At 63.9% G+C, this 12,825-nt stretch carries 12 protein-coding genes; all 12 read left to right on the top strand.

All coding sequences use genetic code 11. The features are described 5' to 3' along the window. The first annotated feature begins 4 nt into the window (after positions 1-4). The 12 genes from VGN93_RS03675 to fliF all read left to right on the top strand — a co-directional run bounded on the left by VGN93_RS03675 (position 5) and on the right by fliF (position 12,350). On the top strand, positions 5-1,375 hold the full coding sequence (locus VGN93_RS03675) for an FGGY-family carbohydrate kinase (RefSeq protein ID WP_327506373.1): 1,371 nt from the start codon (positions 5-7) through the stop codon (positions 1,373-1,375). Positions 1,376-1,894: 519 nt separating this feature from the next. Then, positions 1,895-3,493, top strand: a complete 1,599-nt coding sequence (locus tag VGN93_RS03670) for a globin-coupled sensor protein (RefSeq protein ID WP_327506832.1) — start codon at positions 1,895-1,897, stop codon at positions 3,491-3,493. Between the two features lie 129 nt (positions 3,494-3,622). Beyond that, entirely contained in the window at positions 3,623-3,922 is a 300-nt protein-coding gene (locus VGN93_RS03665; RefSeq protein WP_327506372.1) for an STAS domain-containing protein, read from the top strand. Then, positions 3,919-4,284: a chemotaxis response regulator CheY1 gene (cheY1, locus tag VGN93_RS03660; RefSeq protein WP_069059983.1), complete on the top strand. Its 366-nt coding sequence runs from the start codon at positions 3,919-3,921 to the stop codon at positions 4,282-4,284. Before VGN93_RS03665 ends, cheY1 begins: the two co-directional genes overlap by 4 nt. 16 nt (positions 4,285-4,300) lie before the next feature. After that, complete coding sequence (locus tag VGN93_RS03655) at positions 4,301-6,580, top strand: chemotaxis protein CheA (RefSeq protein WP_327506370.1); 2,280 nt, start codon at positions 4,301-4,303, stop codon at positions 6,578-6,580. 6 nt (positions 6,581-6,586) lie between these two features. Continuing rightward, positions 6,587-7,051 (top strand): chemotaxis protein CheW, encoded by a 465-nt coding sequence (locus VGN93_RS03650; RefSeq protein ID WP_327506369.1) that lies wholly within the window; start codon positions 6,587-6,589, stop codon positions 7,049-7,051. Continuing rightward, positions 7,048-7,953, top strand: coding sequence for a protein-glutamate O-methyltransferase CheR (cheR, locus tag VGN93_RS03645; protein WP_319318345.1), 906 nt, complete (start codon positions 7,048-7,050; stop codon positions 7,951-7,953). The genes VGN93_RS03650 and cheR overlap by 4 nt, the downstream gene beginning before the upstream one ends. Beyond that, on the top strand, positions 7,950-9,008 hold the full coding sequence (cheB, locus tag VGN93_RS03640; protein ID WP_327506368.1) for a protein-glutamate O-methylesterase CheB: 1,059 nt from the start codon (positions 7,950-7,952) through the stop codon (positions 9,006-9,008). Before cheR ends, cheB begins: the two co-directional genes overlap by 4 nt. After that, positions 9,008-9,397 (top strand): response regulator, encoded by a 390-nt coding sequence (locus VGN93_RS03635; protein WP_069059978.1) that lies wholly within the window; start codon positions 9,008-9,010, stop codon positions 9,395-9,397. Before cheB ends, VGN93_RS03635 begins: the two co-directional genes overlap by 1 nt. Further along, positions 9,394-9,948 carry a chemoreceptor glutamine deamidase CheD gene (gene cheD, locus VGN93_RS03630; protein WP_319318353.1) on the top strand — a complete coding sequence of 185 codons (555 nt, stop codon included), beginning with the start codon at positions 9,394-9,396 and terminating at the stop codon, positions 9,946-9,948. The genes VGN93_RS03635 and cheD overlap by 4 nt, the downstream gene beginning before the upstream one ends. Before the next feature lie 50 nt (positions 9,949-9,998). Continuing rightward, positions 9,999-10,388 (top strand): chemotaxis protein CheT, encoded by a 390-nt coding sequence (cheT, locus tag VGN93_RS03625; RefSeq protein ID WP_319318354.1) that lies wholly within the window; start codon positions 9,999-10,001, stop codon positions 10,386-10,388. Between the two features lie 264 nt (positions 10,389-10,652). After that, positions 10,653-12,350 carry a flagellar basal-body MS-ring/collar protein FliF gene (gene fliF / locus VGN93_RS03620; protein WP_327506367.1) on the top strand — a complete coding sequence of 566 codons (1,698 nt, stop codon included), beginning with the start codon at positions 10,653-10,655 and terminating at the stop codon, positions 12,348-12,350. Positions 12,351-12,825 lie beyond the last annotated feature (475 nt).

Here is a 12,825-nt window from a genome sequence, read left to right as displayed (position 1 = left end):
GTCGATGGATGCGTCGAAAACCATAGCCGTCATCGATATCGGCAAGACAAATGCCAAGGTCGTAGTCGTTGATGGCGAAAGCTTTCGGGAAATCGCCGCGCGCACCATGCCGAACGGCGTGGTTCAGGCCGCGCCCTATCCACATTTCGATACCGAAAAACTCTGGGCTTTCATCGTGGAAAGCCTTGGCGCGCTCAACCGGGAGCATCCGATCGATGCGATCTCGGTCACCACGCACGGTGCGACGGCAGCCCTCGTCGGCGACGATGGTATGCTTGTCCTTCCCGTCCTCGACTACGAGCACGAGGGGCCGCAGGAGTTCGGCGAAGAATACCGGATGGTCCGCCCGCGTTTCGAGGAGAGCGGCACGCCCGTGCTGCCTGTCGGCCTCAATGCCGGCTTGCAGATCTACTGGCAAGCGAAACGCTTTCCCGAAAAATTCGCCGAGGTGCGCTGGATCCTGATGTACGCGCAATATTGGTCCTTCCGCCTGACGGGCATCGCGGCGAGCGAGGTGACGTCGCTCGGTTGCCATGCCGATCTCTGGGAGCCGCGCGAAGGGCGCTTTTCCAGCCTCGTGGAAGCGCGGGGATGGCGCGGCCTCATGCCGCCCGTCCGCAAGGCGGGCGATGTGCTCGGGCCGATCCTGCCCGAAATCGCGCAAGCGGCGGGGCTCAGGCCGGGCATCCCGGTCCATTGCGGCATTCACGATTCCAATGCCTCGCTGCTGCCCTATGTCCTGACGCGGCAGGCGCCCTATGCGGTGGTCTCGACGGGCACCTGGGTCGTGGTGATGGCGATCGGCGCCCGGCCGGTCGCGCTGGACGAGGCGCGCGACACGCTCGTCAACGTCAATGCGCTCGGCGACCCGGTGCCGTCCGCCCGTTTCATGGGCGGGCGGGCTTTTTCGGTGCTCGGCGGCAAGTCCGGCGACCTGCCGCCGGAAGCCATAGCCGAGGTGCTGGCGCGTGGCGCCATGCTGCTCCCGTCGCTGCCGGAGGATTCCGGGCCGTTTCCCGGCCGCAAGGCGACGTGGACGGTTGCGCGCGACCAACTCAGCGGAGACGCGGCGCAGGCCGTGATCGCCTTCCATCTCGCTTTGATGACGGCGACCTGCCTCGACCTCATCGGCGCCGAGGGGTCGGTTATCGTCGAGGGGCCGTTTGCGGCCAATCGGGCGTTCCTGATGATGTTGAGAGTGGCAACGGGGCGTGCGGTGCTGGCCGGCGGCAATGCGACAGGCACGAGCATCGGCGCTGCCTGCCTCGCGGCGGGGAGCGCGCCGGAGCCTGCACTGGTGACGATTGACGACGGCCTGCCACGGGGCGCAGCCGACTATGCCGCGCGCTGGCGCGCGCTCGTTACGGAGAGCTGAGGCCTATATCAGAACACCCGGGCCTTGGCCGGGGCGCGACCCGCATCGATGTCGAGAAGCATGTAGATGGCGGCAAGCGTTGCAGAAGCGATCAGCGCTGCGCCCAATCCCAGAACAATCATTGTTCGTTCCTCCTGACATCATTGTCAGTTTACGCCTTGACCCTACGCGCGCGAGCTTGCGTGTGGCTGACGTTACGGCGGTTCGGGTTAATTTTAGCGATGCCAGAAGCAAGCCATGAACTATTAACCTTCAGGCAAGGAATTAACCATAAACATTGCTCTACACGTCGGAATGGGAAATTCGCCATTTCTCACCCAGGCATGATGCCGAACCGCCGTACCGGATCCGAACCGGTATTCGAGTTTCACCGAATTTGATCATGGATCGATGGGTGGCATCTCCATGCCGCCGCGTGAGCACGGCTCGGTCAGCCAATCTCTCCATGCGAGAATTCAGTCGTCCATCCGTTGCGGGTGGCCGGGGCATTGTTGGTTTGGGAGCAGTTTGGTGCAGGAAATGCCGGCAGAACAGGCACGAACGGGACAGGCAGCCAGCCTGCGCGACCGTTTGCGCTTTGCCGGCATCGAAGGCACGCAAGGCGATACGCTCCGCCGCCACCGCCAGACGCTCGAACGGCATGTCGAGATCGCACTTCGCGATCTCTTCCAGCGTTTCCAGACCTTTCCCGATGCCGCCCGCCATTTCCAGAGCGAGCGCCAGATCGACCGCCTGCACGACCTCCAGAGCTCCCACTGGAGCGTGCTGACCGACGCGCGGTTCGATGCGCTCTATGCCGAACGGGTCAAGGTCCTGTCCGACAGCGAAAGCCAGATGGGCCTCGACCCGCGCTGGCGCATTTCCGGTCATTCGGTCGTTGTCGAAACGGTCGTCACCGGCCTGATCGAGGAATACTGGCCGAAATCCCTCTTCTCCGGCGCCAAGGCGCGCCGCCAGGAATTGACCGGTCTCATCTCCGCCTTCCTCCGCACGGCGTTTGTCGATGCGGAAATCGGCGTCTCGCTGCGCTTCAACGAATTGCGCCATGCGCATCAACGGGCGCTTGGCGAACAGCGCCGCGAGGACCGCGCCGAACTTGATCGCGTCTTCGGCGACACGATCCGCAGCCTCTCCGCCCTCGATTTTTCCGCCCGTGTTTCCGGCGAAATGCCGGATGCCTGGCGCGAGCTTGCCGAGACGCTGAACGGCGCGCTCGACGAAATCCAGTCGCATCTCACAACCGCCGCCGATCGCGCGACGGAATCCGATCGCCTCGTCGGCACGCTCGCCTCGGGTGCCGGTGCGCTGTCGGCCCGCTCCGCCGAGCAGTCGGCAAGCCTGATCGAGACGGCCAACGCCCTCGGCACCATCGTCGAGCGCGTGCGCCAGACGCTCGGCGAAACCCGCAAGGCGCAGTCGGCCGCCGCCGCCACGCAGCAGTCCGTCACGGAGAGCGGCAACATCGTCGGCGAAGCCATGTCCGCGATGGCGGATATCGAGGCGTCGGCGGAAAAGATCGGCCAGATCATCGGCGTGATCGACGAGATCGCCTTCCAGACCAATCTGCTGGCGCTCAATGCCGGCATCGAGGCTGCGCGGGCCGGCGACAGCGGTCGCGGCTTTGCGGTCGTCGCGCAGGAAGTGCGGGCACTCGCCCAGCGCTCGGCGGATGCGGCCCGTGAGATCAAGCAGCTGGTGACGGGCACCAAGGCGCAGGTGGAAGCCGGCGTCGAGCACGTTCACCGCACCCAGGACGCGATCGGCAACATCGTGCGCCAGGTTGCCGACATCAACGCCGCCATCACCGGCATCGTGCGCGAAAGCGCCGTCGATGCCGAAGGGCTGAACGGCGTCACCACGGATATCGGCCGGGCCGGCCGTGCGCTCGAAGCCGACGCTTCGGATGCGGGCCGCATCGGCGAGGCCGGCGGCGACCTGCACAGGGTCATTCTCGAACTCGGCCGCACGATTCGGGAATTCCACGTTTCGTCGGGCCGCGACCTTCGTCGCAACCCGCGTTCCGCGCCGGCGGAAACGCGTGTCGCCGCCGAACGCAACGACATGCAGGCTTCACCCCTCGATGTCCTCACGGCGCGCGCCGTCGGTTTCGGAGGGTGAGATGACGGAGAGACGGCCCCGACACTGGTTCTCGACGGCGCGCAGCCGGCTTTCCGAAGGAAGCCATCCGCCCGCCGGCCGGAACGAGACAACGATGATTTTGCACAGACGCAGACAAGGAAACCGGTAATGGCGAGCAAGAAAGCCGCTCAGAAAAGTCTAAGCCTTGCCCCCGTCCTCGACCTCAACGAGGCGACGGCGCTGCATGCACAGCTCATGGGGCTGAAGGGCGGTCCGCTCGTCATCGACGCTTCGGCAGTCGAGCGGGTCGGTGCGCTCTGTGCCCAGGTATTGATGGCTGGCGCCAAGAGCTGGGAGGAGGACAAGCAACCCTTCACCTACACCAAGGTATCCGAACCTTTCATGAAGACAATGCAACTTATTGGCGTGAATATTGATCACTTGCTGGCACAGGAGGCTAGGCAATGAAGAAAAAAGTACTCACCGTGGATGATTCCCGGACAATTCGAAACATGCTTCTCGTGACCCTCAACAATGCGGGCTTCGAGACCATCCAGGCCGAAGACGGCATCGAGGGTCTGGAAGTTCTGGAAAACGCGAACCCGGATGTCATCGTCACCGACATCAACATGCCGCGTCTCGATGGCTTCGGCTTCATCGAGGGCGTGCGCCGCAACGAGAAGTACCGGGCGATCCCGATCCTCGTTCTGACGACCGAAAGCGACGCCGAAAAGAAGAACCGTGCACGCCAGGCCGGCGCCACGGGCTGGATCGTAAAGCCCTTCGATCCGACGAAGCTGATCGACGCAATCGAGCGCGTAACCGCCTAATCCAGGATTTCTCCCGATGGATATGAACGAAATCAAAGAGATTTTCTTCCAGGAGTGCGAGGAGCAACTCGCGGAACTGGAATCGGGTCTCTTGAAGTTGAACGACGGGGATCGCGACCCGGAGACGGTCAACGCCGTGTTCCGCGCCGTGCATTCGATCAAGGGCGGTGCCGGTGCATTCGGCCTCGATGACCTCGTTTCCTTCGCCCATGTGTTCGAGACGACACTGGATTGCGTTCGATCCAACAAGCTGGAGCCGACCCAGGACGTCCTGAAGGTCATGCTGAAATCCGCCGACGTCTTGGCGGACCTGACCAATGCGGCGCGCGACGGCGGAAGCGTCGACGAGGCGCGCAGCCGCACCCTCATCCGCGAACTGGAAGCGCTGGCGAACGGCGAAGTGCCGGCCGCTGCCGAGGCCCCCGCGCCGAAACCCGCAGCCGCTGCTCAGAAGGCCGCCGCGCCGGCGCCGGTCGTCGAAAAGCCGGTGGTCAACGACGAAGGCTTCCAGCCGATCCCGTTCTCCTTTGGCGATTTCGACGAGGAACCGGCCGATCGCTACGTGCCGACCTGCCAGGTCCTCTTCAAGCCGAAGAAGGATCTCTACGCCAAGGGCAACGAAGCGGCCCTGCTTCTGCGCGATCTCTCCCGTCTCGGCGAGATGAGCATCTATTGCGACATGGACAGCCTGCCGCCGCTCGACAAGATGAACCCGGAGGAAGCCTATTTCTCCTGGAAGATCTCGGTGACGACGGACAAGGGCGAGGACGGCGTGCGTTCCGTCTTCGAATTCGCCGAGTGGGATTGCGATCTCGACATCCGCACCATCGAGGAAGATATCGCCAGCGAGGCGGCGAGCGACGAAGAGCTGCCGATGCAGCCCGTACCCTTCGACCTGTCGATCCTCGACGAGGGCGGTTCGACCGCCGCGGACGACGAGCCGGCCGTCCTTGAAAGCGACGCGGCTGCCGCCGTCGCCGCCGCCGAAACCGTCAGCAAGGTGGCGCAGGTGGCAAGCCGCGCCGCCGAAAACGCCAAGGCCGCGGCTTCCGCCGCCAGTGCCGCACAGGCCAACCAGGCCGCCGCCGCAGGCCAGACGATCCGCGTCGACCTCGACCGCGTCGACCGCCTGATCAACCTCGTCGGCGAGCTCGTCATCAACCAGGCGATGCTCTCGCAGAGCGTCGTCGAGAACGACACCAACGGCACGTCCTCCATCAATATGGGCCTCGAAGAGCTGCAGCAGCTCACCCGCGAGATCCAGGATTCGGTGATGGCCATCCGCGCGCAGCCGGTAAAGCCGGTGTTCCAGCGCATGGCCCGTACCGTTCGCGAAATCGCCGACATTACCGGCAAGTCGGTCCGCCTCATCACGGAAGGCGAGAACACCGAAGTCGACAAGACCGTCATCGACAAGCTCGCCGAGCCGCTGACGCATATGATCCGCAACGCCGTCGACCACGGCCTGGAAATGCCGGAAAAGCGCGAAGCGCTCGGCAAGAACCCGGAAGGCACCGTTCGCCTGACGGCAAAACACCGGTCCGGCCGCATCGTCATCGAGCTTGCCGACGACGGCGCCGGCATCAACCGCGAGAAGGTGCGCCAGAAGGCGATCGACAACGACCTGATCGCGGCCGATGCCAACCTGTCGGACGAGGAAATCGACAACCTGATCTTCCACGCCGGCTTCTCCACCGCAGACAAGGTTTCGGACCTTTCCGGCCGCGGCGTCGGCATGGACGTGGTCAAGCGCTCGATCCAGGCGCTCGGGGGCCGCATCTCGATCTCGTCCAAGCCCGGCCAGGGCTCCGTCTTCACCATGAGCCTGCCGCTGACGCTCGCCGTCCTCGACGGCATGGTGGTGACCGTCGCCGGCCAGACGCTGGTCGTGCCGCTGACGGCCATCGTCGAGACGCTCCAGCCGGAAGCTTCCGCCATCCACTCCTTCGGCGCCTCGCAGCGCCTCATCTCGATCCGCAACTCCTTCTGCCCGCTGGTGGATGTCGGCCGGATCCTCAACTTCCGCAACACGCAGGCCAATCCGATGGACGGCGTCGCCCTGCTCGTCGAATCGGAAGGCGGCGGCCAGCGTGCCCTGATGGTCGATGCCATCCAGGGTCAGCGCCAGGTCGTCATCAAGAGCCTGGAGGCGAACTACACCCACGTGCCCGGCATTGCCGCCGCGACCATCCTCGGCGACGGCCGCGTGGCCCTCATCCTGGACGTCGATGCGGTGGTTGCCGCCTCGCGTGGCCAGTCGCTCAGACAAGACATCTCGCTCGCTGCAACCGGTTAAGAGACAATGACGTACGCGGTAAACAATCTCACGCACGGACGGGAGCTGATCGCCTTCAGGATCGGCGACCAGGAGTTCTGCGTGAACGTGATGTCGGTCCGGGAGATCCGTGGATGGACCCCGGCGACGTCGATGCCGCACGCGCCCTCCTATGTGCTGGGCGTGATCAACCTGCGCGGTGCCGTACTGCCGATCGTCGACCTGTCGCTGCGCCTCGGCATGAAGCCGGCGGAGCCGACCGTGCGCCACGTCATCATCGTCGCCCAGGTCGGGGCGAGGGTGGTGGGCCTGCTCGTCGATGCGGTCTCCGACATCCTGACCGTGACCGACGAGAACATGCAGCCGACGCCGGACATCGCCAGTGAGGCGGCGAAGGCTTATGCCCGCGGCATCCTCGCCATCGAGGGCCGCATGATCTGCCTCCTCGAACTCGATGCCCTCTTCCCGCATACGGAAAGCGAAGCTGCATGACCCATTCCCCGGCCATCGATGCGAGACAGTCTCCGGACGAGTGCCTTGCCAGCGGCGAATACCCGCTGACGCGCAAGGACCTCTCCGAGATTGCGGCCATGATCTATGCGGATGCCGGTATCTATCTCAACGAGACCAAGGCCTCGCTCGTCTATTCGCGCCTGTCGAAGCATATCCGCCAGCTCGGCCTCAAGGGGTTCCGGGAATATTGCGCGCTCGTCTCCTCGCCGGCCGGTGCCGGCCCGCGCAAGGAGATGCTGTCGCACCTGACGACGAACTTCACCCGCTTCTTCCGCGAAAACCACCATTTCGACCACCTGAAGAGCGACGTGCTGCCGGACCTCCTGGCGCGGGCCCGCAACGGCGGCCGCGTGCGCATCTGGTCGGCCGCCTGTTCGGACGGGCAGGAGCCCTATTCGATCGCGCTGACCGTGCTGTCGCTGATGCCGAACGCCGCCGATTACGACTTCCGCATCCTGGCGACGGATATCGACCCGAAGATCCTGGCGATCGCCCGGGCCGGCGCCTATGACGCGACGGCCCTCGAGACCGTCAACCCGGCCATGCGCAAGCAGTTCTTCCGCGAGACGGAGATCGCCGGGCGGCAGAAGTGGCAGGTCGACGACCGGGTGAAGCGCCTCGTCACCTTCAACGAACTGAACCTGATGGCGCAATGGCCGTTCAAGGGGCCGTTCGACGTGATCTTCTGCCGCAACGTCGTCATCTATTTCGACGAGCCGACGCAGATGAAGATCTGGTCGCGGTTTGCCGGCATGCTGGGCGACGCGGGCCACCTCTATATCGGCCACTCGGAGCGTGTTGCCGGCGAGGCGAAGAACCAGTTCGACAATATCGGCATCACAACCTACCGCTACACGGGCAAGCACAGGAGGAGCGCATGATGGCACCCGCGCGCGTACTCGTCGTCGACGACTCGCCGACCATGCGCGGCCTGATCACGGCCGTGCTCAATGCCGATCCGGACGTCGACGTCGTCGGCCAGGCCGGCGACGCCATGGAAGCCCGCAACGCGATCAAGCAGCTCAATCCGGACGTCGTGACGCTGGATATCGAGATGCCGAACATGAACGGGCTCGAATTCCTCGACAAGATCATGAAGCTCCGGCCGATGCCGGTCATCATGGTCTCGACGCTGACGCATCGCGGTGCGGAAGCCTCGCTGATGGCGCTCGAAATCGGTGCCTTCGACTGCGTGGGAAAACCGCAGCCGGGCGACGCCCGCCCTTTCGGCGACCTCGCCGAGAAGGTGAAGGCCGCCGCCCGCTCGCAGCGCCGCCAGGTCCGCACGGACGTGCCGCCGCTGGCGCCGACCGCCGCCAACGTCAACCCGGCCGTCAGCTACAAGCCCGGCCGCCGGGTCGTCGCCATCGGCGCCTCGACGGGCGGCGTGGAAGCGCTGATCGCGGTCTTGCAGAAGTTCCCGGTCAATTGCCCGCCGACCGTCATCACCCAGCACATGCCGCCATCCTTCACCAAGAGCTTCGCCGACCGGCTGCACCGGCTCTGCGCGCCCGTGGTGCAGGAAGCGACGGACGGTGCCCGCCTGGAGATCGGCAAGATCTACCTGGCGCCCGGCGGCGACCGTCATCTCCAGGTCTCCAACCCGCATGCACCCTGCTGCCGGCTGGTGGAACGGGATCCGGTCAACGGTCATCGCCCATCGGTGGATGTGCTGTTTGATTCGGTGGCCGAACTTGCCGGCCGCAATGCGGTCGGCGTCATCCTCACCGGCATGGGCCGGGACGGGGCAAGCGGCCTGTTGAAAATGCGCCATGCAGGGGCGCGGACCATCGGTCAGAATGAAAAAACCTGCGTCGTATATGGAATGCCGCGAGTGGCTTTCGAGCTTGGCGCCGTAGAACACCAGTTTCCGCTCTCCTCCATCGGGGAGGAAGTCTTGAAAATCACTGCGGCCCGTAGAGAAGGGAGCGAATAATGTCTATCGCTGAAAAAATCAAAGTCCTCATCGTCGACGATCAGGTCACCAGTCGCCTGCTGCTGGGCGATGCCTTGCAACAGCTCGGCTTCAAACAGATCACGGCGGCCGGTGACGGTGCGCAGGGCATGGCCATCATGGCCCAGCAGCCGCACCACCTGGTCATCTCCGACTTCAACATGCCGAAGATGGACGGCATCGAGTTCCTTCAGGCGGTGCGGTCCAACCCCACCACCAAGAAGGCGGCCTTCATCATCCTGACCGCGCAGGGCGACCGTGCCCTGGTGCAGAAGGCGGCCGCACTCGGTGCCAACAACGTTCTCGCCAAACCCTTCACCATCGAAAAGATGAAGGCAGCGATCGAAGCCGTGTTCGGGGCGTTGAAATGATAACAGACGCCGGGACGCGCCGCGTCCATGTCATTCAGGGCGAATACAAGGTCCTCAACGATCCGAATGTGGTGCTCACCACCATTCTCGGCTCGTGCGTGGCCGCCTGCATGCGCGACCCGGTGATTGGCGTCGGCGGCATGAATCATTTCCTGCTGCCGGGCTCGGTCGAGGCCATGGCCTCGGGCGGCGACGCCACGCGCTACGGCGTGCACCTGATGGAACTCCTGATCAACGGCCTTTTGAAGCAGGGCGCGCGGCGCGACCGGCTGGAGGCGAAGATCTTCGGGGGCGCGAGGACGATCGCGCGCTTCTCCAATGTCGGAGAGCAGAACGCGCTGTTCGCCCGGCAGTTCCTGATGGACGAAGGCATCAAGGTCGTCGGCGAAAGCACCGGCGGCGAGCATGGGCGCAAGCTGGAATACTGGCCGTCGAGCGGCCGGGCCCGGCAATATGCGCTGACGGGCGTCGAGACGCAGAAGACGGTGGCGCTGGAGCAGCGGCCCGTTCCCGTCGCCAGGCCCGCCGAAAGCTCGATCGAATTCTTCTGACCGGGCAATCGCGCTCCAAGGAAGTGAACAGGGTATAAAAAGGGTCACCCATGCAAGCCGAGTATCTGAGTGCAGCGACTGCCATGGAGGAAGCCCTTCCGGATGTCCTGATGCGGATCGTGTCCGAACTGCACGATGTCGCCTATCTGATCGAACGTATCGAGCCGCAGCTTTCCGGCGTCCACGGCGAGGCGGTGCTCGACCATGCCGAACGCCTGATGGTGCTGCAGGGCATAGACCTTGCCGTCCAGAAGACGCGGGGCCTCGCCGAGTTCATCGACACGATCACCGCGAGCATTCCGGAGAACTGGATCGTCGACGTCACGACGGCGCTCAATCTGGTGAAGCTTGCCGACATGCAGAAGGCGCTGAGCAACGGAATGCGCCACGGCCATTCCCAGCCGATCGGCAAGGCAGTCGGCGACTTCGAGGCCTTCTAGTCGATCCCACATTATGATCAGTGAGTTTGGCGGCGCCCCTGTGGCGCCGTCCTGCGTCGTGCGGCCCTCACCAGTGCCCCGCAACGAAATGCTCGCGCAAGTTTCGCCGGCTAGTCTCCATGTCGGGTCAGTTAGATCCAGGTATTCCATGGGGCAGGCGGCGCGTGCGGAAATGCGCCGGTTTCGTCCCACGAGATTGAAAATGCGTCTGATCGCGCCGGCATGTTGTCCGGTATCCAGGCGACTAGTCCGTGCGGGAACAGAATGAATCTGTTGGAACAGTTGACGAAAGTCTACAGGAACCTGGCTTCGCTAGGTCAGGCGAAGCTCGCGATGCTGGCGGGAGCGGCCGTCGTCTCGGTCGGCCTTGTGCTTGCCGCCGGGATCATCGTGAACAAACCCTCCTACGAGACGCTCTATGTCGGTCTGGAAAAGACCGACGTGAACCAGATCAGCCTGGCGCTCGCCGAAGCCAATATCGACTTCAACACCGGAACGGACGGCGCCAGTATCGAGGTGCCGGTCGGCCAGACGGGCAAGGCGCGGCTCTATCTCGCCGAACGCGGCCTGCCCAACAGCGCCAATTCCGGCTACGAACTCTTCGACAAGGTCGGCTCGCTCGGCCTCACCTCCTTCATGCAGGAGGTGACGCGCGTTCGTGCCCTCGAAGGCGAAATCGCCCGCACCATCCAGCAGATCAGCGGCATCGCCGCCGCCCGCGTGCACATCGTCATGCCGGAGCGCGGCAACTTCCGTAAAGCAGAGCAGGTGCCGACCGCTTCCGTGATGATCCGCGCCAGCGCCCAGGTCGGCCGTGAATCGGCCGGCGCGATCCGCCATCTGGTTGCCGCTTCCGTGCCCGGCCTCGAAGTCGACGGCGTCACCATCCTCGATTCGGCCGGCCAGCTTCTCGCCTCCGGCGACGATGCGGAAAACGGCGCGGTCAATCGCTCGCTGACGGCCGTGCAGACCGTGCAGAGCGAAGTCGAGCGCAACATCGAAAAGGCACTTGCACCTTTCCTCGGCATGGAAAATTTCCGCGCAAGTGTCACCGCCTCGCTCAACACGGACTCTCAGCAGATTCAGGAGACCGTCTACGATCCGGAATCGCGTGTCGAACGCTCGGTGCGGGTGACGCGCGAAACGCAGAAGTCGCAACAGCAGGCCGACAACAAGGCCGCGACCGTCGAGCAGAACATTCCCCAAGGCGGTCCCCAAGGCGACGCCAACGGCCAGAAGTCGAGCGACGAAGCCGACAAGAAGGAAGAGCAGACCAACTACGAGATCAACAGCAAGACCGTCGCCACCGTGCGCAGCGGCTTTGCGGTCGAGAAACTGTCTGTCGCAGTCGTCGTCAACCGCGCCCGCATAGCTGCAATGGTTGGCGAACCCGCGGACCAGGCGAAAATCGACGCTTATATAACCGATATGCAGAAGATCGTCTCTTCGGCCGCAGGCCTCAGCACCGACCGCGGCGATGTCGTGACGATCAACGCCATGGAGTTCCTCGACCACCAGCTGCTCGACCAGGCAGTGGCGGGTCCGGGCATCATGGAGGTGCTGACGCGCAATCTCGGCGGCATCATCAACGCACTCGCGTTCCTCGGCGTCGCCATCGTGGTGGTGTGGTTCGGCCTTCGCCCGGCGGTCCGCTCGGTCACCGGCGGCGGTGCCACGGCCAACGCGCTGGAAAGCGATGCGGCCGGCCTCGAACTGCCCGACTTCTCGCCGGCGGCCGGCGTTGGCGGCCCCGGTGCCACCCTCATGGACGGCTTTGGCGCAGACTTTGGCTTCGACAGCACGGACGACCTGCTCAATGCCGGCGACGATGGCGACGGTACCTTCAACCGCCGCGTCAAGGAAGGCCCCGAACGCCGCCTCGGCCGCATGGTCGAGATCAGCGAAGAGCGCGCTGCCAAGATCCTGCGCAAGTGGGCGGTCGAGAAGGAAGCGGCGGCCTGACGGGTCCAAAATCTCGAAAAACATCGGGCGCGGTCGGCAACGACCGCGCCCTTGCTTTTGCGGATGACAAAACGGCGACGCTGATTTGCCAATTCGTGTCGCATTTCGGCAACGCTCGCCTGGTCGAACCGCGCAATTTTTTCGCCGGCGGAGTCACTTCCCGGCTGACCGACTCCACACGCCGCCGATGCTCGCAAAAAGTTTATGACCTCTATGGTTGTGATTTGTATTATTTATTCACAATCGTGAATCGAATTAGCGTTCACTTTCGGGCGGCGCTCCGGTTGCGGTAGCTGAATATTGTATGGTTAACAATATCTTACCTGTGGGTGCCGGCGAGATTAGTCACTTCGCAAGCCGGCAAATCACCCGTTTCGAATCGACTCACGGAAGCCGGCAAAAGTAAATCCCGAGAAGATGGCGGTGGTTTTTAGCGATAGCCGATGTACACTTTAGTCACTGATTCGCTTGGTGA

Source organism: Shinella sp. (assembly GCF_035998705.1).
GTDB lineage: Bacteria > Pseudomonadota > Alphaproteobacteria > Rhizobiales > Rhizobiaceae > Shinella.
Note: the sequence above shows the minus strand (reverse complement) of the source record. Positions and strands in the feature narration are given on the sequence as shown.